This is a genomic window from Streptomyces sp. NPDC020917 (assembly GCF_044333795.1).
Lineage (GTDB): Bacteria > Actinomycetota > Actinomycetes > Streptomycetales > Streptomycetaceae > Actinacidiphila.
This window is the reverse complement of the sequence record NZ_JBIRRR010000014.1, coordinates 93,778-118,583: the sequence shown is the minus strand read 5'-3', so window position 1 is coordinate 118,583 and position 24,806 is coordinate 93,778. Positions and strand designations below refer to the sequence as shown.

The following is a 24,806-nucleotide window of genomic DNA, read 5'->3' as shown; positions in this document are numbered from 1 at the left end:
GTGGACGGGCCGTCACTTGCCGCCGATGGTCACGCCGGTCCAGTCGATGTGGGCCGGGTTCTTCGGCAGGCCGCTGACGGACCGGTTCTTGGCGATGAGGTTGGGCTGGGAGAAGGTGAAGACCAGCGCCTTGCTCTGCAGGCCGGCCCGGGTCGCGGCCTGGAGGACCCGTGCGTAGTCCGGTGCGTCCAGCGGCGTCCTGCGGACCTTGGCGACGGCCGCCTCGAAGCCGGCGGGCTCGTACGGCGAGCTGAGGTTGAGCGGGCCATTGGGTCCGAAGTGCGCGGTGAGCGTCTGGACCGCGGAGTCGCGGCCGGTCGTCGAGTACAGGGAGAACGTCAGGTCCTTGGCGAAGAACGGGGTGGCCCAGTTCTTCTCGATCTTGATGGTGACCTTGATGCCGACCTTCGCCAGCTGCGACTGGACGATCTCCGCCTGCGGGTCGTCGGTGGGGATGACGAGGTCCAGCTTGATGTCGCCCGGCTTGTGGCCGGCCTGGGCGAGCAGTTCCTTCGCCTTGGCCGGGTCGTAGGGGTAGGTGTCGGCCGAGCCGGGGTCGTAGGCCACGTATCCCTTCGGGAACGGCTGGTCGGTCACCTCGCCGTAGCCGAACGTCAGCTTGTCGACGAACTCCTGGCGGTCCACCGCGTAGCGGACGGCGTCGACGACCCTGGCGTCGTCGAACGGCGCCTTGTTGACGTTCAGGCTGATGTTCGAGGCGTTGAACCCGGGCTGGACGAAGACGTCGAGGCCGGCCTTCTTCGCGGCCTCGGCCTGGCTGGGCTCGATGTCGGCGAAGTTGTAGACGCCGGTCTGCAGGCCGGAGACCACCGTGGAGGCGTCGGGCGCCGAGGTCAGCTCGACGCTGTCGATGTGGATGTCCTTCGCGTCCCAGTAGTCCGGGTTCTTCTTCAGGACCGCCTTGGTGCCCGGGACGATCTGCGTGACGATGAACGGGCCCGCGCCGACCGGGTGCTGGTCCAGCGTGGCCGGGGACCGCGCCGCCTTGGGGCTGGCGATCTGCAGGACGCGCTCACCGAGCAGTTGGGGGATCTGGTAGTCGACCTGGCTGAGGTGGACGACGGCGTCCAGGCCGTCGGCGTCGACCTTGGTGATGGACGTCAGGTCGCCGAAGAGCGCCGAGTCCTTCTGGGTCTTGGCGCGTTCGATGGCCGCCTTCACGGCGGCGGCGTCGACCGGCTCGCCGTCGCTGAACTTCAGATGGGGCCGCAGACGGAAGGTGATCTGGTCGCCCGCGGCGTTGTACTTCCAGCTCTCGGCAAGGTCGGGAACGGCGTTGCCCTTCGCGTCGGTGCGGGTCAGCGACGCGTACACCAGGGCGAGTTCGCGGAACTGGGCGCCGCTGCCGCCGACCACCGGATCCCAGTGGGTGGGGAAGTAGGACGAGGCCCACTTCAGTGCGGCGGCACTGCCGCCCGCGGCCGTGCCGTCCCCCGCGCAGGCGCTCAGGGCCGAGCCGAACGCGGCGACGAGGACGGTCCCCAGGGCCGCGGCGCGCAGCCGGCCTCGTGGGGTGCGGCGCGGGGCCGGGCCGGGCCGGCGGGGCGTGAGTCGTCCGGACATCTCACTTCTCTCTTCGAGGGCGGCGGCACGCGTCGGGGCTGCGGGCCAGGGGGCGGTGGCGTGAGCAAGGGCGGGGCAGGGAGCGGCGGTTCCCACCGCCGGCTCGCCGGCGGGCGGGCATGACGGTGCGTCGCGTGGCGCGCCGCGGGCGTGCCGCGGCACGCCGGCGGGCGCGGGCGAGAACCGGGAGGTGCGAGCCGAAAGGCCGCGGCGGCGGGTACGGGCAACCGCGGTCAGGTACGGGCAGGAGACGGCGGCCGGAGGCAGGCAGGGGCCGGGAGCACGGTCCCGGTGACGGGCACCGGGGCGAGGGGAACGGCAGGGCTGCGGTTCGGAGGGGCGGGAGCTCAGGCTCCAGCGCGCCGTGGGAGGCGGTCGGTCAGCGACAGAGAGCGCTGCAGGTGCGCCGCAGGTCCACGTAGCGGCACACCACACCGGGGTGCGTCGTGAGCATGGTGCTCATCCTGGGGTCAGCCGTCGCCGGCTGTCAATGGACACCAATTGGTGTCTCATTCGGTGGGACGGGCTCTGACCGCAGCTCAGAGGCCCTTCAGGAAAAGGACGGTGCGCCGGGGCCGGCGGCCGGGTGCACCGCGGCCTCGTCGGGGTGCAGCCACAGGGGGCCGCCGGCCGTCTCCACCCGGACGGCTCGCGCCGGGTCCCAGGGGCCCGCCGCCAGCACAGCGCGCTCCGGATCGGTCAGGCTCCGGTACCGGGCGAGTGCCGCATCGGAACCAAGGGCCGCCGGGTCCGCGAGCAGCCCCGGCGCGAGCGCCTCGAAAGCCGCCACGTATTCCTCGTACGGCCGCCAGCCGGGCACCGCACGGACTCCGGCCGGGGACCGGAGGAGCAGGGTGGGCAGCGCGTACCGGTGCCCGCCGTCCGGCGTCTGCCGCGCGGCGCCGGGGTGCGGGGAGTCGCCGCGCGGGGACAGGACGTCGGGGACCGGGCGGCGCGCCTCGGCGCGGTCGCGGCGGACCGCCTCCGCCACGGCCGCGGATGCCGCGCCGGCGGCGAGCCGGTCCAGGTCCAGACCCGGCACGCCCCGCACCGCCGACAGCGCCCGTTCGGGCGTGTCCGCCGGCTCGCCCAGCACGAAGACGCTCTCCCGCAGCCGGCGCAGCACCCGGTCGGCGACCGAAGCGCCCTGCGCCTCGGCCGACTTGGCGACGAGCGAGGACGGCCACGAACTCGCCGCCACCCGGCTCAGCCGGAACGGCCGGGGCGCGTGCGTGTGGCCGCTGATGTCCTCGACGTAAGTTCCGTACCACGCGGTCTCCGCGGCCGGGTCGGGCGCGGGGTCGTCGTCGTGGTCGAAGAGGATGCCGTACACCCGACGCCAGCCCACCCGGCCGCCGAGGGCCGCGCGGAGCCTGCGGAAGACCGGCTCCGACCCCCAGGCCCAGGGGCACATGGGGTCGGTGTACTCCACCACGTCGACCGGCGCGCGGCCGTCGGTCCGCGTCATACGGCTCCCGTCGGCTCCCTGCGCGCCGCCGCCCCCTGGGGCAGCAGCGCGGTGAGCGTCGTGGCGCCGAGCAGGGTGGCGGCGTCCGTCTCGATCCGGCGCCACACCCCGGGCAGCGCGGCGGCGGGGTCGGGGTAGTCGAGGCCGGCCAGCGACGCGCCCCGCAGGGTGATCAACTCGCCGTCCACCGCGCGCACGACGTCCAGGAGCGTGATCTCGTCGGCAGGCCGGCCGAGCCAGTACCCGCCCTCGCAGCCGCGCTGGCTGCGCACCAGACCGGCCCGGCGCAACTCGCCCACCACGGACTTCAGGAAGCGGAACGGGATCGCCTGCGAGGAGGCGATGGCCTCGCAGGTCAGGGGGCGGGCGGGTTCGCGGGCCAGCTCCAGCAGGGCCCGCGCGGCGTAGTCCGCCTTCGCGGAGATATGCATGCGCTCATGATGCCCGACCGGCCGGCCGCTGCCAGGGCCGCTGCCTGCTCCCCGCGTTCGTTGCGGGAACATTGCCGCAGGTGAAGGGCAATGGACACCCCTTGACATCTTTTTCCGGGCGGCCCTAGCGTCCGACCCATGAGCGACCCGCTGACCACTCCCGGCGAAGGCTTCCACCCCCACCTCGGCGATGCCGCCGGAGCGCCGGCAGCCTCCCTGCGCACCCGGCTTCACCACATCCGCGGCGACGCGCTCGACGACGGCACGGCCCAGACCGAGGGCATGCGCCGGTTCGCCGCGGTCAGCGGGAGGACGACCGGGTCGGAGAAGCTCTGGATGGGCCAGACCCATGTCGCTCCCTCCACGTCCTCCTCCGACCACCACCACGGCGCGTCCGAGACCGCCATCTACGTGGTCAGCGGCCACCCGGAGTTCGTCTTCCTCGACGGCTCGGGACCGAAGCCGGAGGAGGTGCGGCTGCGCACCGCGCCCGGCGACTACATCTTCGTCCCGCCGTTCGTGCCGCACCGCGAGGAGAACCCGGATCCGGCCAACGAGGCCGTGGTCGTCATCGCCCGCAGCACGCAGGAGGCGATCGTGGTGAACCTCCCGGAGCTGTACGCGCTGGAACACGAGGACGGCTGACCGCGCCCGGCCGCGCACCCCGTTCACGGTTTCGACCACCGCTGCACATCCGGGATTCCCGGACGCGCCATCACCGTGACTCGCACCGTTTAACAAAGCTTTGCAGACTCCATAGCGTCCCTTGAGTGTTCACGTGCTGCAAGCGGGAGCTGAATTGAGCCACGGCCACACCCACGCCCCGGGTCACCACCACCATCACCACCACGGCAGCGACGACGCCACGTCCCTGCCGCCCGCCCTCGACATGTCGGTTCCCGACACCGAGTTGACGCCCAGCCAGCTTTCACGGCGGTCCATGCTCCGCCGCACCGGCCTGCTGGGCGCCGGCCTGGCGGCCGGCAGCGTGCTCACCGGCGCCGGCCAGGCGGCCGCGTCCCCGGCCGCGGCGGCCTCGTCGGCCTCCTCGCAGAGTTCCCGCCCGCACGGCTACCTCTGGCTCGCGGGCGACCACCACATCCACACCCAGCACAGCTCCGACGCCAAGTACCGCGTCATCGACCACGTCCGCCAGGCCAACGCGCACGGTCTGGACTGGATGGTGATCACCGACCACGGCAGCGAGACGCACGCCAAGATCGGTGTGGAGAAGGTCAACCCGGACATCGTCGACGCCCGCGACAGGATCGGCGACACCCTGGTCTTCCAGGGCCTGGAGTGGAACATCCCCGCCGCCGAGCACGGCACCGTCTTCGTCCACCCGGGCAAGAACGAGGTCGCCGTGCTCAAGGAGTTCGAGAACTCCTTCGACGGCTCGGTGAAGCAGGCAAGCGGCAACACCCCGGCCAACGAGGCACTGGCCATCGCCGGCCTCAACTTCCTCGCCGACCAGGTGCGCCGCCGCAACGTCAAGGACGCCCTCTTCCTGGCCAACCACCCGGCCCGCAAGGGCATCGACTCCCCGCACGAGATCCGCGGCTGGCGCGACGCCCAGCCCACGATCGCGGTCGGCATGGAGGGCGCCCCCGGCCACCAGGCCGCCGGAATGCCCGCCCCGAACGGTCCGGGCGAGGGCCGCGGTTACTACGACGGCAGTCCCAGCGCCGACTCGTTCCCCGGCTACCCGCTGGAGAGCTACCGCACCTGGGGCGGGTTCGACTGGATGACCGCCACCGTCGGCGGGCTGTGGGACAGCCTGCTCGCCGAGGGCAAGCCCTGGTGGATCACCGCCAACTCCGACTCCCACAACGTCTACGCCGACTCCTCCGTGCGCGGCCCCAACGGCGACTTCAACGCCGACGGCCGCTACGCGGACCCCGTCTACGGAGGTGGGCTGAACCTCAAGGACGGCGACTTCTGGCCGGGCCAGTACTCCCGCACCCACGTCGGCGCCTCGTCCTTCGCCTACCAGGCGGTCATGGACGGCATCCGGGCCGGCCGCGTCTGGGTCGACCACGGCGGGCTGATCAGCGGGCTCGACGCCCAGGTCCGCTCCGGGTCCAAGGCGGTCACGCTCGGCGGCTCGCTGCTGGTGCGCCGCGGCAGCCAGGTCGACCTGGTCATCGAGATCAGCCTGGCCAACGGCCCCAACTGGGCTCAGTTCGTGCCGAAGCTGGCCCGGGTGGACGTCATCCAGGGCGCCGTCACCGGCCGGGTCTCGGACAAGGACGCCTTCGCCACCCCGGACACCAAGGTCGTGAAGTCCTTCGAGGTGAACAAGTCGACCGGTTCCGTCCGGCTGACCTACTCCCTCGGCCGGGTGGACCAGCCGCTCTACGTGCGGCTGCGCGGCACCGACGGCAACCGCTCCGCGGTCGGCCTGAACGGTGCTGCGGTGGACCCGGCGGGCCCGGCCATCGACGTCGTCGGCGACGCCGACCCGTGGAAGGACCTGTGGTTCTACTCCAACCCGATGTGGGTCCTGCCCGCATGACGGCACCCCATCACGTGACCGGCGTCCACTCCGTCATCGGGGTGGACGCCGGCACGGCGAGCCTGCGCGAGGCCGACCACCTGGTCCACCGGCTCGCCGGCGGCCTCGGCCTCCCCGGCGGCACCACGGCCTGCACGCATCTGATCCGCACCGCGGAACGGCGCGGGACGACCGTCTCGTTCGCCCTCCCCGACCCGGACACCGCCTTGGCCGCATGGCAGCGCCTGGGCGGACTCGCCCATCCGGAGCCGGACTTCGGGGCCGTGCTCGGCGACCTGGCGTACGGCCCGGCCGCGCCGGCCCGTTCGGCGGCGCAGGGGGCAGCCGAACACGCCCGGCGCAGCAGTGGGCGGGCGGTGCTCTACCCCGGCGCGGACCGCCTCACCGGCACCGTCGTACTTGCGGAGCTGCTGGCCGTCACAGCTGTCGACCGGGTCGTCGTGCTGGGCGCGCCCGACGCGGAGGCGCCGGACCCCGGCACCCCGGTGCTCACCCGCGACCATGTGCGACCCGAGTGGCGAAAGGGCCTGCTGACCCTCGTCCTGGTCCCGGCGGCCGGCGGGACGCTCGCACCCTTCGAGGTGCCCAACCCCACGCCCTGCTGCGCCGACCACGACTGACTCCCGCTCCGCACAAGCGGGTTCGCCGTGACGCGGGGCAGCGCCCGGCTCATTCCTGGTGCACCGGGAAGCGGCGCGGCGCGAGGAACAGGACGACGAGGAACGCCGCCGCCGCGGCGCATCCCGCACCCAGGTAGACGGCGTGCACGGCGGCGGCGACCGCGCGCCGAGTCGCCTCCTGGGCGGCCCCCGAACGGGACGCGCCCAAGACGGAGTTGAGGTCCTCGGCGCCGCCCAGCCGTGACGACAGCACCGCGTTGACGATGGCGCCGAAGACGGAGGCCCCGAGCGTCTGGCCGGTCTGCCGGCAGAACAGGATCGAGCCGGTGGCCGTGCCCCGCTCCGACCACCCCACCGCCGACTGCACGCCGACGATGAGCGGGAGCGAGAAGAGGCCGAGGGCGCCGCCCAGCACCAGCATCAGGGCGGCCGGCTGCCATGCCTGCCCCGGGTACGGCAGCAGCGGGAACGCGAACAGGACCAGCGTCGCCGTGCCGATGCCGAGCAGCGCGGTCGTGCGGATGCCGATACGCCGGTAGACGTGCTGGCTCAGGGCCGACGCGGCCGGCCAGCTGAGCGTCCAGACGGACAGCACGAATCCGGCGGCCACCGGGCCGAGGCCCAGGACCGACTGGGCGTAGGTCGGGAGCACCAGGCTGGGGGCCACGGTCAGCAGGCCGAGCGCGGCCAGGCCGAGGTTGACCGCGGCGATCGGCCTGCGGCGCCACACCCAGCCGGGCATGATCGGCTCGGCCGCCCGCCGTTCGACGCCGACGACCACGCCGATCAGGGCGAGTCCGGCGGCGAACAGCGTGAGCGACGGGGCCGACAGCCACGGCCATGCCACGCCGCCCTGCACCAGGGCGGTGGTCAGCACGCCACCGCAGGCGAACACCGCCGCCGCGCCCGCCCAGTCGATGCGCCGGCGCTCGGCCGTCCGGCGGCCGGGCTCATGGAGGTGGCGGACGACCAGCCACAGCGCGGCCGAGCCGATCGGCAGGTTGATCAGGAAGATCCAGCGCCAGCCGGCGTACTCGGCGAAGACTCCGCCGAGCAGCGGACCGGTGATCGCCGACACCGCCCACACCGTGGACAGGCTCGCCTGGATCCTGGCCCGCTCGGCCATGGGGTACAGGTCCGCGGCGAGCGTCTGGACCGTGCCCTGGAGCGCGCCGCCGCCGAAGCCCTGCACGATCCGGAAGGCGATCAGCGCCGCCATGTTCCAGGCGCCGGCGCACAGCAGGGAGCCGGCGAGGAACACCACCGAGCCGGCGATGAGCACCGGCTTGCGGCCCATGGTGTCCGACAGCCTGCCGTAGATCGGCAGGGAGACCGTCACGGCGAGCAGGTAGCCGGAGAACAGCCAGGAGAACAGGGAGAAGCCGCCGAGGTCCCCGACGATCTGCGGCGCGGCGGTCGACACGATCGTGGAGTCGAGCGCGGCCAGCGCCGTGGTGAGCATGAGCGCGGCGACGACGACGCCCCGTCTGCGGGGCGCGGCCTGCCGCGCCGTGCCGCCTCCTCGTACCGCGAGCTCGGTGCGTCCGCCGGGCGCCCTGGTCACCGTTCCTCCTCCAAGATCGGGTCGTGATCCATCGTTGGCGACCCGGCACTGATTGGAAAGGGGAATGGATTCAATAAGTCTTATTGGATGTCGCAATGGGTGCGGCTAGCATGGCGCCGTGGTCCTTCCTCCGGAGCAGGTACGCACCTTCCTGGCCGTGGCCCAGTCGCTGAGCTTCACGCAGGCCGCGGCGACGCTGGGGCTCGGGCAGCCCACGGTGAGCCAGCACATCAGCAAGCTCGAACAGGCCGTGGGGCGGCCGCTGCTGGTGCGCGACACCCGCAGCGTGACGCTGACGGTCGACGGGGAGGCGATGGTCGGCTTCGCCCGTTCGATCCTCGCCGCCCACGCCCAGGCGGCGGACTACTTCAGCGCCGCCGGGGTGCGGGGGCGGCTGCGGTTCGGGGTGACCGACGACCTCGCGCTCACCCAGGTGCCCCGCATCCTGCGGCAGTTCCGGCACCTCAACCCCGGCATCAATCTGGACCTCAGCGTCTCCCAGGGCGTGCACCTGCAACGCCGGGTCGAGTCCGGCCACCTCGACATCGCGTTCCTCAAGTCGACCGCGGGCGACGGGTGGGGGCGGCTGGTCCGCCGGGACCGGCTGGTGTGGGCGGCCGCCGAGGGCACCGGACTTCAATGGGCCGGGGAACGACCGGTGCCGCTCATCGTCTACCCGGCGCCCAGCCCCAGCCGGGCGCTGGCCGTCCAGAAGCTGGAGCAGGCCGGCATCAGGCACCGGGTGGTCTGCACGGTGCGCGGGGTCAACGCCGCGCTGGCCGCCACCCGCGCGGGGCTCGGCCTCGGGATCTTCACCCGGAGCCTGCTCCCCGGTGACCTGGTGGAACTCCCCGTCGGCGCGGGTCTGCCCGAACTGGGCGACATCGACCTGGTGCTGCTCACCAACCCGCACGCCCCCGCCCAGCCCGTGGAGGCGCTGACCACGGCGATCCTCGCGCACACCCACCGCATCCACCCCCTCCACGGCGAGCCGTCCCGCGCGGGAGGCACCGGGCCGCGCCCCGCTGCGGCGGGGTGAACGGCCCGGCGGCGCCGGGGAGCCGGGGGCGCCGGGGAGTCGTCGGGAGTCCCCTGGGCGGCGGCGTCAGCGCGGGTCGATGACGTGCTCGATCCCCCGCCCCTCCAGATGCCCGGGCTCGTCGACCCGGCCGGCGAGGACGATGGCAGGGTGCGTGCCCGCGTCGACGAGGGCGAAGAAGCGATCGGCGAACGCCCAGTCCGGGGCGCGGGTCTCGTCAAGGAGCAGGGCCGTGGTCCTGGCGACAGGCTGCGGCGGGCGGTCGCGCAGGCCGGCGATGAGACGGGCGAGCCGCTGTCCTGCGGGCTTGGGGCGGTTGCCGGTGGTGAGCAGGCCGAGCTCGTACTCCAGGTCGGCGAAGCCGGTGAGGCCCCGGTCGATGTCGTGGGAGGCCCACCAGGTGATGCCCCAGAGGCGGTCGCAGGTCAGGGCCGCGTCGACGGACGCCTCGGCGAAGCCGGGGATGTCCGCGGCGGGTATCCACTGGGGAGCGGCGCCGAACTCCTGCAGCCAGACCGGCCGTTCGGGTCCGGCCTGGTGGGCTCTGGCGAGTTCCAGGAGGTACTCGGCGAGGTGACGGGTGCCGGTGGACGGGTGCCCGTAGCGTGCGAGGGCCCCGGTGAACTCGATCCACGCGTGGACGGGGGTGGCGGCGCCGGTGCCGGCCAGGACGTCGCGGCTGAACGGTGCGGAGTCGGTGAGCCAGGGCTCGTGGTCGAACCCGGCGACGTGCAGCCGGCCTGGCACGAGGGTCTCGCAGTGGCCGAGCAGGCGCCTGGTCCAGGCGTCCCCTTGCTCCCTGGTGGTGGCGTTGCCGGTGAAGTGGCACAGCACGTTGGGTTCGTTGGCGATGTCGAATCCGAGGAAGCGGGGGTGGGTGCCGATGCGCTCGGCCATGGCGCTCAGGAGGTCGAGTTGCGCGGCGACGGCCCCGGGGTCGGCGAACATGCCGACCTTCTCGTGCTGCCAGGCGGGACGGAAGTAGAAGCCGCTGAGCCAGCCGTTCAGGACCGTGACGCTGACGTCCAGCCCGCAGCGGTCGGCGATGTCCATGAGCTCGTGCAGGCGGTCGAGCGCGGTGGGGCTGATGTGCCCGGGATTGGGCTGGAAGACCGGCCACAGGCAGTGGATCCTGATGTGGTCCATGCCCAGGCCGGCTATCGCCCGCAGGTCGGCGGCGACGGCGGACGGCTCCCAGTCCAGCCAGCTGTACCACCACCCCCGCGAGGGGACGTAGTTGACCCCGAAGCGGGGCGGCCTGGCGGCGGTCGCGGCGGATGCCCCGGTCGGTGTGCGCGAGTCGCTCATGTCCTGTGCGTTCTCCGGTGGTGGTCGGGTGGGTCGCCGGCGGGGGCGATGCCCTACAGGGCGGCGGTTCTGAGGTGTTCGGGCCAGTGGAGCTGGAAGCCCAGTGCGGTGGTGAGGAGTTGCTGGAAGGTCTCCAGGCGGGCCGGGTCGTTGCGGACCGCCCGGGGTGTGCTGCCGGTGTCGAGGCAGTGCGCGGCCAGCGCGCCCGCGGCCTCGCCGATGTTCCACTCCACGGGGTGCAGCCGGTAGCAGCCGTTGGTGACGTGCGTGGTGCCGATGTTCTTGCCGGCCGGCAGCAGGTTCTCCACCCGCTGCGGGATCAGCGCGCCCAGCGGTATCTGGAACGGGTGGTCGGCGATGTCGATGTAGGTGCTCGGCCCGTCAGGACCGCCGGAACCGGGGTGCAGGTCGATGCGGTACGCACCGACGCCCACCGAGTCCGCGAACACCTCGGAGCCGGCCGGCAGACCCGCCTTCTCCCGGGCCTCGACGCCCACGTGCTGCTCCAGCACCGTGAGTTCGGCCCTGATGCGGCGCGACTCGCGGATGTAGGGCCGCATCGCCAGCCCGTCACCGCCACCCAGCGCATCACCGCGGGGCCGCAGTCCGCGATATCCGGTACCGCCGTCGAGTCGCGGCGCCTCGGTCTGCATCCAGTACAGGAACGACAGGCTCTGCCGCCGGGACGCCTCCAGATGACCGGCCCGGGTCCGCTCGTCCACACCGGTCAGCGGACCCGCCATGTAGTCGATCTGCGGCCAGTTCACCAGGGTGATGTCACTGGCGTACCGCCCGGGTACGTGGTGGGCGGCGCTGAGGATCCGGCGGTAGTTCCACCAGTCGTCGGCCACGTGTCCGCGCGGCGAGTCGGGGTGCGCGAAGATCGGCCGGTGCCTTCGTGCGAGGGTCCGCGGGTGCACGTCTTCCCAGGACAGCAGCGGCACGGGCCAGATGTCCGGCTGGTAGCCGCGCCAGAAGGCGTAGTCGGCGGGGCGGTCGATCGTGAAGTCTCCGTCGGGGTGGTGGTCCATCGCGAAGCACCAGGTGAACGACTGCTGGTCCAGCGGTTTCGCCGGGCCTTCCAGCGCGTGCAACTCGTCGGTCTGCGCGCGGCTTTCGGCACCGGTGACGTGCTCGACGCCCGCCAGTTCCAGCAGGTCGCCCAGTTCGGTGGCGTCCAGGACGTACGGGGCCGTGATCGTCAGCCGCTCCCCCGACTCCCTGGACCGCACGGTGACCGCGGTGACCCGGTCCCCGTCGGTCTCGGCAGCGACCGGCTCGTGCCCGGTGAGCACCAGCACCCGGGCATCGGCCCGGTGGGGAGCCAGCAGTTCCTCGATCGCGGCGACCCCCACGCGCGGCTCGTGGCAGACCGCGCTGACCAGCCCGCCCCCGGGATTGAGCAGCGGCGCGACACGGGCGTCGTCACTCAGGTCGTAGGTGCGCCGGTAGTAGTCACGGATGTTCTGCCGCAGCCGACGGTAACTGCGCGTGGCGCCCTGCGACTCGATCCACGGATGCTCGTCCGGCGGCACGGCCTGCGAGGTCATCTGGCCACCCAGCCACGGCGATTCCTCGGTCAGCACGACACGACGCCCCAGCCGGGCAGCGGCCAGCGCGGCGGCGACACCGCCGAGACCCCCGCCGACCACCAGGACCTCCGTCTCCTGCACCGTCATGGTCGTCCTTTCCGAAGAGGGCCGGCATCCGGTCGATGCCGCGGCATCAGGCGAGGGCCTTGGCGAGGAAGCGGATCTGCTCGGCTGTCTGGTGGGCGCTGCCGCCCTCGTGGCCGTTGAACTTCCACACGGTGATGTCCTTGTCCGTCCCTGCCCAACGGTGGTACGCCGCGAACACCGTGGAGGGCGGGCAGACGGAGTCCATCAGCGCCACGGAGAACAGGGCCGGTGCGGCTGCCCGCGCCGCCAGGTTGACGCCGTCGAAGTAGTCGAGCGTGGCGAACACCTGCTCCTCCGACAGGCGATGGGTGGCGCAGTAGGTGGTGATCTCGCGGTACGGATGCGCGTCGGTGATCTCCACCGCCCGCCGGAAGTGGCACAGGAACGGCACGTCGACCATGGCCGCGGCCACTCCCCGCGCCAGTCCGGCAGCCGCGATGGCGATGCCACCGCCCTGGCTTCCCCCGTGCACCGCCACCCGGTCCCGGTCGATCCGCGGATGCTCCCCGGCGGTGTCCACGGCGCGGACGGCATCGGTGAACAGCCGCCGGTAGTAGTAGGTCTCCGGTGAGCCGATCCCCCGGGTCACGTACCCCGGAGTGGCCGGGGTGCCCACCGGGTCGGGGTCCGCCGTCACGGCGTGCGCGTGTCCCCCGCTGCCCTGGCCGCGGCTGTCCATGACCAGATGCGCGTAACCGGCCGCCGACCACGTCAGGTACTCGTGCGGCAGGCCCCGGCCGCCGTTGTAGCCGATGAACTGGACCACGCAGGGCAGCCGTCCCTCGATGTGGCGCGGCAGCACCAGCCAGGCGCGCACCGGCTGCCCGGCGTATCCGCTGAACGTCACGTCGAACACCTCCACCGTGCGCAGCCCGCTCTCGCAGGGCTCGAAACGCGCGGGCCCGGCGGCCGCGCGGGCCTGCGTCACGGTGCGCTGCCAGAAGGCGTCGAAGTCGGTGGGCTCGGTGGGCTCGGGACGGTAGGAACGCAGTTCCGCCAAGGGCATGTCGACGAACACGGGGGACTCTTTCGCTGGGACGGTCGTGGAGGCGTGGGGGCGGGTCGGGGATCGTCAGGCGGGGTAGGGCGGGTAGACCGGGGCCGGGTAGGCGCCGCAGTACGTGCCGCTGATACCGGAGTTGCCGATGCCCTCGACGACGGTGAAGCTGCTGCCCTCGCAGGAGTACACCGGCGCGGGGCCGTTGACCCCGGTGGCGGTGACGCCGGTGAACGTCGCCGAGCCGGGGGTCTGTTCCTGCAGGGCGAAGGTGCCGGTGCCGGCGATGGTCACATTGCTCAGGTTCACGTTGCTGATGGTGCCTTCGACCCACTGGATCGCCTCGTACGGGCTCTGCTCGATCAGCGCGTCGGTGACGTTGATCGGCCCGATGATGGCACCCTCGCTGCCGTCGAACCACAACGCCCCCACGCCGAACCCCCAGTTGGGGTCGAGGTCGCCGTCGCGGATCAGGGTGTTGCCGGTGATGGTGGTGGTGCCCACCGGGGTGGAGGAGTACCGCTGGCTGACGTGGATGCCGCCGCCCTGGGTGATGCCGGAGTCCTGCACCAGGTTGCCGCTGACGGTGTTGTCGTGGCCGCCGTAGATCGCGATGCCGTTGGCGAGCATCTGCAGTTGCACGGTGTTGTTCGAGAAGGTGTCGTTCACGTCCGCGCCGAGGGGGCTGTGCGCCCAGGCGGCGATGCCGTCGTCGCCGGTGTTGCGGATGTCGCTGCCGGTCACCTTGGAGTTGGTGATCCCGCCGTGGAAGTTGACGCCGTCCGCGGTGGTGTCGCGGATGCGCATGCCGCTGAACGTGAGGTTGTCGAACGGGCCGTCCACCCAGGCGCCGACCTTCATGTGCTCGATCCACAGGCGCGACACCGTCGAGTCGGACAGCGCGCCTCCGATGCCGTTGACCTGGGCGCTGTCGTCGCGCTCCTGGACGTCGCCGAAGATCGCGAAGTCCTGGAGGTGCACATGGGTGCTGGGGGCCGGTGCGGCGTTGCCGTAGAAGCCGGGCGCGGCGCCGGTGACCGTGGAGTACCACATGCCGGCGCCGGCGACGGTGACGTTGTTGACGATGATGTGGCCGGGGACCTTGAAGGTACCCGGCGGGATCCACACGGTGCCGCCCGAACCGGCCGCCGCGATGGCCGCGTTGAAGGCCGCGGTGGAGTCGGCGGCGCCGGTGGCGTCGGCGCCCTTGCTGGTCACCGACACCGAGCCCGAGGGCTGGCCCAGTGCCGGGCCGACGTTCTCGAAGTCGGCGAAGTCGATGGTCGTGGCGGCGCCGCCGGACGGGACCTGGAGCGTGAAGGTGGTGCCCGCCGGATACGTCTGCGGCAGCAGCCGGTGCGCCTCGTCGTAGAAGTGGTGCGGGTGGGCGCCGGGGGTGTTCGTGAAGGGCAGCAGGGCGCCGTAGTACCAGCTGTAGGCGTTGGTCAGCGTCAGGTCCGGCTGCTGGACGCCGCCCACGGAGAGCGACAGCGGGACCGTGCGGACCGAGCCGTCCGAGGTGTCGGAGATGCTGTAGCGAAGGTCGAGGGAGTTCGTCGCCACCGGCGTGGTGAAGGTGACGTACTTGCCGCTGCCCGACAGCGTGACCGCCTTGCGGTACGACGCCTCGTCGGCGAGCTGCCCCTGGGTGTAACTCGGGCCGATCACGGTGCCGTTGGTGGCGGAGTTCTCCGCCTGCACCTCGGCGTAGGGCAGGTTCGCGCCGCTGCCGCCGGTGGCGGCGGCGGTCGCGGCGGCCGCGGGCGGGGCGGCCGGCGTGAGCAGTCCGGCGCAGGCGAGGAGGACGCAGGCGCCCCCCGAGGCGAGTGCGCGGCGCACCCGGGTGCGGGGCGTGGCGGCCGAGGACATCTCGTGCTCCTTTCGGTGCGGGGCGGCGTTCCCGCCGCCCCGCGGTCTCGTGGGGTTGGAGCAGTTGCCGGACCGGCCGGCCTTGGGCACCGAGCTGCCGTCAGCCCGCCGCCACCCCGAGCGGCTGCTCGTCGAGTCCGGTCACGGATCGCGGGGTGAAGCCCAGCAGCCGGACGGCTGCGGCCGTGTCGATCGGCGTCCGGCGGCCGGGGAGGGGACGGCGCAGCGGGGTCTGCGGGTGGTAGGCGGCGATCAGGTCCTGCGTGGGGTAGGGGGCGAGGATGTCCGGGGCCGAGGTGAACACGGCGTGGAAACCGCTGAGCGGCTCCGTGACCGCCCGCCAGGCGGCCTCGGCCGCGTCGTCGATGTCCAGGTAGGCCCACGAGTCGGCGGCCGCCGCGCCCGGGTCCGCCAGCGTGATGGCCAGCCGCTCCGCCATCCGGGCCTCGTCGGAGATGAAGGGGTAGCGGATCGCGACGATGTCCATGCCGTGGCGGTGGGTCATCATCCGGGCGGTGGCCTCGTCGGCCTGTTTGGACAGCGCGTAGGGATCGGTGACCTGCAGCGGGAGTTGCTCGTCGATCGGGTAGTAGGCGGGGTGCAGCCGGGTGGCGGCCCAGGCCAGCCCGAGGATGGAGTAGCTGCTGGCGATCATCGCCCTGGTGATGCCGGCCTGCCCGGCCTCCTCGAGCACCGTGAAGGTGGCTCGTGTGTTGTCGGCGAAGACCTCCAGCGGGGTGCCGTGATGGGGCGAGGGCCGCGCGGCGAGATGGATGACGGAGTCCACGCCGTCCAGTGCCTCGCGTACGGCCGCGGGGTCTCCGGCGTCCCCGGTGACCACCCTGTCGACGGGCAGATCCCCCGGGTCCTCCAGCACCAGAGCGGTGGCCTTGACGTCACGGGCGTACAGCAGCCGGTTGACGGCTCTGCCGACCAGTCCGGCGCCGCCGGTGACGAGGACCCGCCGGGGCTGCCGGGCCTGGCCGGTGCGGGCGGCGGTCACGGGGCCTCCAGCCCGCCGTCGGGCCGGCGCACCCGGGCCGACCAGCTCTCGTGCAGGAACTTCGTCGGGGGATGCTCCGCCGCCGCCTTCTCGTCCAGGTCCACGCCCCAGCCGGGTTCGGCGGAGGGGGTGAGGTGGCCGTCGTGGACGACGGGTGTGCCGGGGAAGACCTCCTGGGTGGCGTCGTTGTAGTCGTGCGACTCCTGGAAGCCGAAGGCGGGAGTGGAGACGTCGACGGCGAGGTTCGCCGCCACGCCGACCGGGGAGATGTCGCCCGGCGAGTGGAACGCGGTCCGCACGCCGCACAGTTCGGCGAGCGCCACCAGTTTGCGGGTCGGCGTGAGGCCGCCCACCGAGGAGGTGTGGAGCCGCAGCAGGTCCACGCCGCCGTCCCTGACCAGCCGGGCCGCGTCGGTCACCGAGCCGATCTGCTCGCCGACCGCGATCGGCACCGGGGACGCGGCCCGCACCTCGGGCAGCCGGTCGTAGTGCTCGGGCGCGATGACGTCCTCCAGGAACGACAGCCCGTACGGCTCCAGGGCCCGGGCGAGGATCACCGCCTGCTTGGGGGTGAGCCGGCTGTGCACGTCGTGCATCAGGTTGATCTCCTGGCCCAGCCGCTCGCGGGCGGCGGCGAACAGCGCGGGCGTACTGCGCACGTAGCGTTCGGCGTCCCAGCCGTCGGGGTGCGGCGAGCGCGGGTAGCCACCGGGACTGCCCGGGGCTCCGTAGGCGCCGAGGCCCGGCTGGCCGGTCTGCAGCCGCACGTTGCGGAAGCCGCGGGCGATGAACTCCTCGGCCTGATCGAGGGTTTCCTCGATCGTCGGGGCCGCGGCGTGCGTGTAGACCTCGACGGCGGCCCGGGAACGGCCGCCGAGCAGCTCGTACACCGGCAGGCCGGCGCGCTTGCCGGCGATGTCCCACAGCGCCTGGTCGACGCCGGACAGCGCGTTGTTCAGCACGGGGCCGTTGCGCCAGTACGCCGAGTAGTGCACGAGCCGGGTGATGTCCTCGATGTCGGCGGGGTGGCGCCCGGTCACCAGCGGCGCCATGTGCCCCTCCACCGCTGCCACGACTGCCTCGTAGCGCTGGGTGAAGGTGGCGCAGCCGAGTCCGTAGAGGCCGTCGTCGGAGGTGTCCACGCGGACCACCACCAGCGGGATCCCCTCCGGCGCCGTGACGATCGCCCGTACGCGGGTGACGCGCAGGTTGTCGCGATGCGTCCAGGGCGGCGCCGCCTGGGGCAGGGCGCCGGTGGCGTCCAGGAGGCGGTCGGGACGGTGCTCGGTCATGTGTGTCCTGGTTCTGTGAGTAGCGGTGGCGGTCAGCCCTTGGAGCCGGGGTGGCCGGCTCAGCCCTTGGAGCCCGTGTGGCCGCCCACTCCGTTGACGACCTGCCGCTGGAAGATCACGAACAGCAGCAGCGGCGGCACGCTCGCCAGGAAGAGTCCGGCGATGAGCAGTCCCTGGTCGGAGGTCTTCGCGATCAGGGGCAGGGCCACGGAGATGGGCTGCTTGTGCGGGTCGGTGATGGCGATCAGCGGCCAGATGAAGTCCTTCCAGGAGGCGATGAGCGCGAACAGCGACACAACGGCCAGGACCGGCCGGGACATGGGCAGCACGATCCGCCGGAGCAGGGTGAGCGGGCCGGCGCCGTCGACCTTGGCCGCCTCGTACAGTTCGGCGGGGATGCCGTCGAAGAAGCGCTTGACGAGCAGCACGTTGAAGGCGTTGGCGCCGGCTGGCAGCCAGACGGCCCAGAAGGAGTTGATGAGGTTCGTGCCCAGCCCGGGCATGTGCTGCACGGTGAGGTAGAGCGGGACCAGGCTGACCGTCGCCGGCACCAGCAGGGTGGCCAGCACCAGCGCGTAGACGGCCTTGCCGTAGCGGGGTCTGAGCACCGACAGTGCGAAGCCGGCGCAGGTCGACACGATCAGCTGGACCGCCAGGCAGCCCGCGGCGAGGACGACGCTGTTGAGGAGGTAGCGGCCGATGTCCAGCGAGGTCAACGCCTCGGACAGGTTGCCGAAGCGGGTGTGCGAGGGCCACACCGACAGCGGGTGCGCGACCACGTCGCTCGCCGGGGAGACCGCCGCCTTGAACATCCACAGCACGGGTCCCGCGCAGAAGACCAGCAGCAGCGCCAGGACGACGACCTCGGTGAGCCGCAACCCCACACGCACCGCCGGGCGTTGCCGGTCGTGCGGCGAGATGAGCCGGCTCACCGGCTCCTGGTCCGTTCGGGCCGCCGGGCGATCCTGCGCCTGCGGGGAGGCGTGGTCGGAGATCAGGGTCATGAGGTGCTCCAGCGGCGGGTGGACCACAGATACACGGCGGACAGCAGCGACAGGGCCGCCGCGAGCATGAGCGACATGGCGCTCGCGGCGCCGTAGTCGCCGTCGACGAAGGCGTAGCGGTAGATCAGCAGCAGCACGGTGACGGTGGCGTTCTCCGGTCCGCCGTCGGTCATCAGGTACGGTTCCGCGAACACCTGCAGGGTGCCGATGAGTTGGAGCAGCAGGAGCAGCAGGACGGTGCCGCGCAGCTGCGGCAGCGTGATGTGCCAGACGCGGCGCCAGATCCGGGCGCCGTCGGTCTCGGCGGCCTCGTACAGCTCCGCCGGCACCCGGGTGATCGCGGCCAGGTAGATCAGGGCCGCCGAGCCCATGTTGGCCCAGGTCGACTCCAGTACCAGGCTGAGCATGGCCGAGTGCGTCGACTGCAGCCACGGGTAGGGGCCGAGCCCGACGGCGCCCAGGGCCTTGTTGAACAGGCCGTGGTCCGGCTCGTAGAACATCTGCCAGAGCAGGACGCCCACCACGGGCGGCAGCATGACCGGCAGGTACACCAGGTAGCGGTAGAGCCCTCCCAGCCGGCGGAGCGTCGACATCTGCACGGCGAGCAGCAGCGGCACGGGGAAGCCGATGACCAGCGCGAGACCCGCGAACAGCAGGGTGTTCTTGACCGCCGTCGCCAGCAGCGGGTCGTCCGCGACGTGGCGGAAGTTGGTCAGCCCGACCCACTGCGCCGGATCGACGAGGTTGGTCTGCTGGAACGACAGTTCCAGTCCCTTGACCAGCGGCCACCAGGCGAAGAACCCGAAGCAGAAGATCGCGGGGAGCAGGAAGAGCAGCGCCACCAGGTCGTTCCTCGTGCGCTGCCGCACCCGGCGGCGCGGGGCCTGCCCGGGTACGGCTTTCGCCAGGCGGGCCGCCGGGCCGCTCGGGGCGGAGCGCAGGTCGGTCGAGCTCACTGACCGCGCTCCAGGTCTGCCGAGACCTGTCGGGCGGCCTGCTGCAGCAGGGCGGCGGGGTCGGCGTCCTTCTTGGTGAGCACGGCCTGGACGACCGGGTCGAGCGCGGCGTAGAGGTTCTGCGCCGCCACCGGGGGCTCGGGCAGCAGGTCGAGCTTGGCGTCACCCGTGACGTACGGCTGGAAGTTGCTCAGCGGCACGTTCACGTACGGCTTGCGGGCCGCGTCGACCTTCTGCTGCACGGTGTCGGAGAAGGCGGCCACCGCCGGTATCCCGATGAGGTTCTTGGGGTCCGCGGCGAGGATCTTGGCCTGCGCCACCGCGGCCTGGGGGTCGTAGTAGGGCTCCACGTACTCGAACAGGATCCACTTGACGGCGGCATCCGTCTGGGCCTGGGTGGCCTTGGCCGTGACCATGAGCACCGTGCCGCCGAGCTGGGTGGCGTTGCCCCCGTCCTGCGGCATCGCGCCGATCCCGAAGTCCTTGAGCGTACCGCCGTACTGCTGCACGATCGGGCCGACCGAGCCCGCGCCGTCGATGAACATGCCGACCTGCCCGCCGCCGAACCGGCGCCAGACGTCGGTCTGGTTCTGGAGCTGGTTGCTGCCCATGGAGTTGTCGGTGAAGCGCATGTCGTGCAGGAGCTGCAGGGCGTCCTGGGTCGGCTGGCCGGTGAAGTCGGGGACGTACTTGTCGCCGTCCTTCTTCTCCATCTGCCCGCCGCGGGAGTAGGTGTAGGAGGTCAGGTGCCAGCCGCCGGTGTTCTTGGTGGTGGTCTCGGCGTAGCCGACCTGGCCGGTCTTGTCGTGGATGGCCTTCGCGGCCTGCCGCACCTCGTCCCAGGTGGTCGGCGGCTTGTCGGGGTCGAGACCGGCCTTGGCGAACAGCGCCCGGTTGTAGATCAGGCCCATGCTGTAGGCCCCGCCGGGCGCGGTGAGGCCGTAGACCTTGCCGGCGGCGTCCTTGCTGGGCAGCAGCAGCTTCGGGTTGTACTGGCTGTACTGCGGCCAGGTCTTGAGCGCCGAGGTGAGGTCCTTGACCTGCCGGCGGGCGATGAGGCCCTGCGGTTCGGTGAGCGGTACCGCGACCATCGTCTCCGCGCTGCCGCCGGCCAGCTTGGCGGCGAAGGTCTGCGGATCCCACGCGTTGTCCGTCGCCTTGACGCTGATCTTGGGGTTGGCCTTCTCGAACGCGGTGACCCTGGCCTGGAAGGCCTTGCGGCCGGTGGGGTCGCTGGTGGGCGGCAGCCCCTGAACGGTGATACTCACCTTCCCGTCGGTGCTGCCACCGTCGCTGGACGAGCAGGCAGCCAGCGAGCCGGTGAGGGCCGCGGCCACCGCGAGGGCGGCTACCCCGGAGACGAAAGTGCGATGCATGGACGCGCTCCTGCCGTAACATGGATGCGAAACGATTGGCATCTGGACTGGAGACGAAGCTGCCACGGCGCTCCGAGCCAGTCAATAGGCGTGCGGGAACCGGTGGGGTACGCTGCGGCCCGCACAGGAAACGGAGGTTCGGTGGCGGGGTCCGACGATCGCGGGCGCGTCAGCATCACCGACGTGGCCAAGAGGGCCGGCGTCAGCACCACGACCGTGTCCTATGTCTTCTCCGGGCACCGCCATGTGGCGCAGAAGACGCGCGAGCACGTGCTCGAGATCGTGCGCGAGATGGGCTACGAGCCCAACCAGCTGGCCCGCGGCCTGCGTACCAGGCGCTCGCACACGATCGCGCTGATCATCCCGGACATCACCAACCCGTTCTACACCTCGCTCGCCCGCGGCCTGCAGGACGTGGTGGGCGCCGACGGCTACCAGGTGTTCGTCTGCAACACCGACGGCGACCACGCCAGCGAGCAGGCGGCGCTCAAGCAGATGGTGGCCCGCAGCGTCGACGCGGTCGCCTTCGCCGGCTACTTCAACCACCGTCGCGACGTCGCGCCCCTGGTGGCCAACGGCACGCCGGTGGTGCTGGTGGGCGCGGGGACGCCGGGCCCCGGGGTGGACGTGCTGTCCACCGACGACGTCGCGGCCGGCGAACTCGCGACCCAGCACCTGCTCCACCGCGGTCACCGCAGGATCGCCTTCATCACCGGCCCGGAGCGCGAGGGCCCGCCGGCGGACCGGGTGGCGGGGTACCGCAAGGCGCTGGCCGAAGCGGACGCGCGCTACCGCAAGGCCTATGTGGCGCGCACGAGTTTCAGCCGTGCGGGCGGGGCCGAGGCCATGGGCCGGCTGCTGGACCTTCCGCAGCCGCCGAAGGCCGTGATCTGCACCAACGACATGGTGGCCATAGGCGCCATCGACACCGCCAGGTCCCGCGGCCTGCACATCCCGGACGACGTCGCGGTGATGGGCTTCGACGACATCGAGGCCGCGGCCCTGATCTCCCCCGCCCTGACCACCGTGTCGGTCCGGCCGCACGAGCAGGGGCAGGGCGTGGGCCGGCTGCTCTTGCAGCGCCTCGAGGATCCGGAGGCGATCCGCCAGCGCGTGCTGTACGCCCCTGCCGTGGTGGCGCGGGACAGCGCCTAACCCCGTCCTTCACACCCGAACCACCCCTTTCCGCACGCCTGCCCGAGCCGAACGACCGCGTCGTCGCGGAGACTTCGGCTCCGGGTATTGACATCGGTCACGACCTTCACCAGTCTGACGCCACCTCATGCCAAACGTTTCGCATGACGGGACTGGAGGTCTCGGTGAATCTCACGAGAGCCGCTCGATGGTTGGCTCTGGCACTGCTCGCGCCCATGACCGTCGCCCTCACCCCAGGTGCCGGGCACGCCGCCGACACCCCCTCGATCGCCCTCTCGGAGGCGACCGTGGGCAATGTCTTCACTGCCGGTCGGACGCCGGAGGTCGACGTCACCACGACCGGTGACGCGCTCGCGTGGACGGCCACCGACACGGCCGGCACGGTCGTCGCCAAGGGGCAGCAACCCGTACAGGCCGGCCGGACCGCGCTGCGCCTGCCGCTCGACCGCCTCGGCTGGTTCAGCGTCGCGGTGACCGCGTCGCGCAGCGGTACCGTCCTCGGCACGGCCACCACCACGCTCGCCCGGCTGGACCCGCCCGGCCCCGTCGCGGCCGGCGGTTCGCCGTTCGGCGTCTCCGCGCACTACAGCTTCCCCGGCGTGACCACGGACTCGGTCCCCCTGATGGCCAAGGCCGGTCTCACCAACGAGCGCGACGAGATGATGTGGGGATCCGTCGAACGCACCAAGGGCCAGTACGACTTCCCCTATGACGCCTACCGTGACCAGCTCGCCGGGAACGGCGTCGCCCCGCTGGTCATCCTCGACTACGGCAACCCGAACTACGACGGCGGCCAGGCCCCCACGTCCGCCGAGGGCATCGCCGCGTTCGCGAAGTACGCCGACGCGCTGGTCGGGCACAACGCCGGCAAGGTCGCCGCCTACGAGATCTGGAACGAGTGGAACATCGGCTTCGGCGGCACCCAGCGGACGCCGGAGAGCTACTTCGCCCTGCAGAAGGCCGTGTACGAGACCGTCAAGGCCGATCACCCCGACGTCACGTTGGTGGCGCCGACCCTGGCCGGCACGGATATGCAGTGGCTGGAGCAGTGGATGAGGCTCGGCGGCCTGCGCTACACGGACGCCGTCTCGCTGCATCCCTACATGTACCCGCAGGCCCCCGAGGGGCTCGCCCCCGTCCTGGCCCAACTGCAGGACCTCGTCAAGCGGTACAACGGCGGCGCGTCCAAGCCCGTCTGGATCACCGAGCAGGGGTGGCCGACGGGTACCAACGTGACGGCCGGCAGCGAGACGCAGCAGGCCGCCGACCTGGTCCGCTCCGGTCTCCTGGCCGTCGCGGGCGGAGCCGCCCGCTACTTCTCGTACGACTTCGTCAACGACGGCACCGACCCGGGCAACCTGGAGCACAACTTCGGGCTGCTGCACAACCCCGCCGACCCCCTCGGCGCCTACACCCCCAAGCCCGCCTACGCCGCCTACGCCGCGTTGACCCGGCAGTTGAGCGGCGCGGCGTTCGACCGCGAGGAGGCGGTCGGCGCCGGTGTCCACGACCTGGTGTTCACCCGCGGGGACGCGCCGTTGCGGGCGCTGTGGTCGGAGACCCCCACCTCGGTCAGCCTGCACACCGGCACGAAGCTCACCGTCACCGACCTCTACGGCAACGCCGAGACGTACGCCCCCGACGATCGGGGCGACGTCACCCTGGCACTGACCGGCGACCCGCTGTACGTCACCGGGCCGGTCACCGCCGTGACCGCGGACGGCAGTTCCTCGCTTGCGGCGCGGCCCGCGTTCGTGGGCGACCCGCTCACGGTGAACTGGACGGCGGACAACACCGGCGGCCGGAAGCCGCTCGCCCTGCGGCTCAAGCTGGCGGGCGGGACCTATCCGGTCCAGGTGCCCGCGGGGCAGTCCCGCACCCTGGCCATCAGCCTGCCGGCGCCCGGCGGCGCCGGTGATCGCTCGCTCGTCGGCGACGTCTACAGCGCCGACCGGCGCATCGGCCGGCTCCGGGCCGACCTCACGGTGCGCGACGCCCTGCAGTTGCAGGCGAAGCACGTGATGGACGGCAGCGGCGCGCAGCAGTTGCGGGTGTCGGTGACGAACCTGTCGGCCACGGACCACACGCTCGGCGCGCTGGACTGGACGCTCGGATCGGCCAGTGGCACCGCGCTCCAGGGAGTGGCCGTGCCCAGCGGCGGGCGGCAGCAGGTCGACATCCCGTTGAGCGCCGGCACGACGCAGACCCCGTACACCGCGAAGCTCACCGTGCAGGGGCAGCCGACGCTGGACCTCAGCGGCACCGTGAAGCCGGTGGCGGCCGGCTCCTCCACCGCGGTCCCCTCGCGTACGATCACCGTCGACGGGCAGCTCGACGACCTCAGCGGCCTCCCGGCGATCCGGTTGCCGGAGGACGGCACGGTCCAGATGAGCGGCTACGGGGGCGCGTCGGATCTCAGCGGCTCACTGTGGTTCACCTACGACCAGCAGAACCTCTACGTGTCCGCCGACATCACCGACGACGTGCACTCGCAACCGGGGACGGGCAGCGACATCTGGCAGGGCGACTCCCTGCAGTTCGCCGTCGGCAGCGGTGCGCCCGGCGAGCAGACCGCCTGGAGCGAGATCGGGGCCGCGCTCACCACGTCGGGACCCCAGCTGTACCGCTGGGTGGCCGACGGCGAGAGCTCCGGCGCCATCCCGGGTGCGCAGGTCGCGATCACCAGGGACGAGGCGACCCACCGGACGACGTACGAACTGGCCGTCCCGTGGTCCCACCTGCAGCCGATCCAGCCGGCGGACCGCCTGATCAGCCTGTCCCTGCTCGTGAACGACAACGACGGGACCGGACGGAGGGGCTGGATCGAGTGGGGCGGCGGTATCGGCGGCGCCAAGAACTCCTCGCTCTTCAACCCCGCCGAACTCACCGGCTGACGGCCTGACGCCCCGTCACCACGGCCCCGGGGCCGGCGCTCTCACCGAGCGC

19 protein-coding genes are annotated in these 24,806 nt (G+C 72.1%); 6 read left to right on the top strand and 13 right to left on the bottom strand.

Going from position 1 to position 24,806, the window contains the following annotated elements:
- Positions 1-12: 12 nt before the first annotated feature.
- From ACH4TG_RS26800 to ACH4TG_RS26790, 3 genes are all read right to left on the bottom strand, one after another.
- A complete protein-coding gene (locus ACH4TG_RS26800) occupies positions 13-1,584 on the bottom strand; it encodes an ABC transporter substrate-binding protein (RefSeq protein ID WP_398245081.1) in 1,572 nt (523 codons plus the stop codon).
- 550 nt (positions 1,585-2,134) lie between these two features.
- Positions 2,135-3,052 carry a DsbA family protein gene (locus tag ACH4TG_RS26795; RefSeq protein ID WP_398245080.1) on the bottom strand — a complete coding sequence of 306 codons (918 nt, stop codon included), beginning with the start codon at positions 3,050-3,052 and terminating at the stop codon, positions 2,135-2,137.
- Positions 3,049-3,483 (bottom strand): RrF2 family transcriptional regulator, encoded by a 435-nt coding sequence (locus ACH4TG_RS26790; RefSeq protein WP_398245079.1) that lies wholly within the window; start codon positions 3,481-3,483, stop codon positions 3,049-3,051. Before ACH4TG_RS26790 ends, ACH4TG_RS26795 begins: the two co-directional genes overlap by 4 nt.
- A gap of 138 nt (positions 3,484-3,621) precedes the next feature.
- Between ACH4TG_RS26790 and ACH4TG_RS26785 the strand changes: the two genes are divergently transcribed.
- The 3 genes from ACH4TG_RS26785 to ACH4TG_RS26775 all read left to right on the top strand — a co-directional run bounded on the left by ACH4TG_RS26785 (position 3,622) and on the right by ACH4TG_RS26775 (position 6,618).
- Positions 3,622-4,128 carry a cupin domain-containing protein gene (locus ACH4TG_RS26785; protein ID WP_398245078.1) on the top strand — a complete coding sequence of 169 codons (507 nt, stop codon included), beginning with the start codon at positions 3,622-3,624 and terminating at the stop codon, positions 4,126-4,128.
- Positions 4,129-4,282: 154 nt separating this feature from the next.
- Entirely contained in the window at positions 4,283-5,998 is a 1,716-nt protein-coding gene (locus ACH4TG_RS26780) for a PHP domain-containing protein (RefSeq protein ID WP_398245077.1), read from the top strand.
- Positions 5,995-6,618, top strand: a complete 624-nt coding sequence (locus ACH4TG_RS26775) for a hypothetical protein (RefSeq protein ID WP_398245076.1) — start codon at positions 5,995-5,997, stop codon at positions 6,616-6,618. The genes ACH4TG_RS26780 and ACH4TG_RS26775 overlap by 4 nt, the downstream gene beginning before the upstream one ends.
- Positions 6,619-6,667: 49 nt before the next feature.
- Here the strand turns inward: ACH4TG_RS26775 and ACH4TG_RS26770 are convergent, their stop codons facing one another.
- The gene (locus ACH4TG_RS26770) at positions 6,668-8,182 is read right to left on the bottom strand and encodes an MFS transporter (RefSeq protein ID WP_398245075.1); all 1,515 of its coding nucleotides are present in this window, start codon (positions 8,180-8,182) and stop codon (positions 6,668-6,670) included.
- A 118-nt stretch (positions 8,183-8,300) separates the two neighbouring features.
- On the opposite strand from ACH4TG_RS26770, the gene ACH4TG_RS26765 reads away from it, so the two are divergent.
- A complete protein-coding gene (locus tag ACH4TG_RS26765; RefSeq protein WP_398245074.1) occupies positions 8,301-9,221 on the top strand; it encodes a LysR family transcriptional regulator in 921 nt (306 codons plus the stop codon).
- Positions 9,222-9,287: 66 nt separating this feature from the next.
- On the opposite strand, the gene ACH4TG_RS26760 is transcribed toward ACH4TG_RS26765, so the two are convergent.
- The 9 genes from ACH4TG_RS26760 to ACH4TG_RS26720 all read right to left on the bottom strand — a co-directional run bounded on the left by ACH4TG_RS26760 (position 9,288) and on the right by ACH4TG_RS26720 (position 20,705).
- Positions 9,288-10,529, bottom strand: a complete 1,242-nt coding sequence (locus tag ACH4TG_RS26760) for a cellulase family glycosylhydrolase (protein ID WP_398245073.1) — start codon at positions 10,527-10,529, stop codon at positions 9,288-9,290.
- Between the two features lie 53 nt (positions 10,530-10,582).
- The gene (locus ACH4TG_RS26755; RefSeq protein ID WP_398245072.1) at positions 10,583-12,208 is read right to left on the bottom strand and encodes an FAD-dependent oxidoreductase; all 1,626 of its coding nucleotides are present in this window, start codon (positions 12,206-12,208) and stop codon (positions 10,583-10,585) included.
- Positions 12,209-12,254: 46 nt separating this feature from the next.
- Positions 12,255-13,226, bottom strand: coding sequence for an acetylxylan esterase (locus tag ACH4TG_RS26750; RefSeq protein WP_398245071.1), 972 nt, complete (start codon positions 13,224-13,226; stop codon positions 12,255-12,257).
- Between the two features lie 54 nt (positions 13,227-13,280).
- Positions 13,281-15,074: a glycosyl hydrolase family 28-related protein gene (locus ACH4TG_RS26745; RefSeq protein WP_398245070.1), complete on the bottom strand. Its 1,794-nt coding sequence runs from the start codon at positions 15,072-15,074 to the stop codon at positions 13,281-13,283.
- A gap of 100 nt (positions 15,075-15,174) precedes the next feature.
- Positions 15,175-16,077, bottom strand: a complete 903-nt coding sequence (locus ACH4TG_RS26740) for an NAD-dependent epimerase/dehydratase family protein (RefSeq protein ID WP_398245069.1) — start codon at positions 16,075-16,077, stop codon at positions 15,175-15,177.
- On the bottom strand, positions 16,074-17,369 hold the full coding sequence (locus ACH4TG_RS26735; protein ID WP_398245068.1) for an enolase C-terminal domain-like protein: 1,296 nt from the start codon (positions 17,367-17,369) through the stop codon (positions 16,074-16,076). Before ACH4TG_RS26735 ends, ACH4TG_RS26740 begins: the two co-directional genes overlap by 4 nt.
- A gap of 59 nt (positions 17,370-17,428) precedes the next feature.
- Complete coding sequence (locus tag ACH4TG_RS26730; protein ID WP_398245067.1) at positions 17,429-18,373, bottom strand: carbohydrate ABC transporter permease; 945 nt, start codon at positions 18,371-18,373, stop codon at positions 17,429-17,431.
- Complete coding sequence (locus ACH4TG_RS26725) at positions 18,370-19,329, bottom strand: carbohydrate ABC transporter permease (RefSeq protein WP_398245065.1); 960 nt, start codon at positions 19,327-19,329, stop codon at positions 18,370-18,372. Before ACH4TG_RS26725 ends, ACH4TG_RS26730 begins: the two co-directional genes overlap by 4 nt.
- Positions 19,326-20,705, bottom strand: a complete 1,380-nt coding sequence (locus tag ACH4TG_RS26720; RefSeq protein WP_398245064.1) for an ABC transporter substrate-binding protein — start codon at positions 20,703-20,705, stop codon at positions 19,326-19,328. The genes ACH4TG_RS26725 and ACH4TG_RS26720 overlap by 4 nt, the downstream gene beginning before the upstream one ends.
- 183 nt (positions 20,706-20,888) lie before the next feature.
- Between ACH4TG_RS26720 and ACH4TG_RS26715 the strand changes: the two genes are divergently transcribed.
- Positions 20,889-21,860 (top strand): LacI family DNA-binding transcriptional regulator, encoded by a 972-nt coding sequence (locus ACH4TG_RS26715; protein ID WP_398245063.1) that lies wholly within the window; start codon positions 20,889-20,891, stop codon positions 21,858-21,860.
- A 164-nt stretch (positions 21,861-22,024) separates the two neighbouring features.
- Entirely contained in the window at positions 22,025-24,754 is a 2,730-nt protein-coding gene (locus tag ACH4TG_RS26710) for a sugar-binding protein (RefSeq protein WP_398245062.1), read from the top strand.
- Positions 24,755-24,806: the final 52 nt, after the last annotated feature.

Coding starts and splice junctions, on each gene's coding strand:
- ACH4TG_RS26800 (WP_398245081.1), bottom strand. CDS start 1,584: ATGTCCGGACGACTCACGCCCCGCCGGCCCGGCCCGGCCCCGCGCCGC.
- ACH4TG_RS26795 (WP_398245080.1), bottom strand. CDS start 3,052: ATGACGCGGACCGACGGCCGCGCGCCGGTCGACGTGGTGGAGTACACC.
- ACH4TG_RS26790 (WP_398245079.1), bottom strand. CDS start 3,483: ATGCATATCTCCGCGAAGGCGGACTACGCCGCGCGGGCCCTGCTGGAG.
- ACH4TG_RS26785 (WP_398245078.1), top strand. CDS start 3,622: ATGAGCGACCCGCTGACCACTCCCGGCGAAGGCTTCCACCCCCACCTC.
- ACH4TG_RS26775 (WP_398245076.1), top strand. CDS start 5,995: ATGACGGCACCCCATCACGTGACCGGCGTCCACTCCGTCATCGGGGTG.
- ACH4TG_RS26760 (WP_398245073.1), bottom strand. CDS start 10,529: ATGAGCGACTCGCGCACACCGACCGGGGCATCCGCCGCGACCGCCGCC.
- ACH4TG_RS26755 (WP_398245072.1), bottom strand. CDS start 12,208: ATGACGGTGCAGGAGACGGAGGTCCTGGTGGTCGGCGGGGGTCTCGGC.
- ACH4TG_RS26745 (WP_398245070.1), bottom strand. CDS start 15,074: ATGTCCTCGGCCGCCACGCCCCGCACCCGGGTGCGCCGCGCACTCGCC.
- ACH4TG_RS26735 (WP_398245068.1), bottom strand. CDS start 17,369: ATGACCGAGCACCGTCCCGACCGCCTCCTGGACGCCACCGGCGCCCTG.
- ACH4TG_RS26730 (WP_398245067.1), bottom strand. CDS start 18,373: ATGACCCTGATCTCCGACCACGCCTCCCCGCAGGCGCAGGATCGCCCG.
- ACH4TG_RS26720 (WP_398245064.1), bottom strand. CDS start 20,705: ATGCATCGCACTTTCGTCTCCGGGGTAGCCGCCCTCGCGGTGGCCGCG.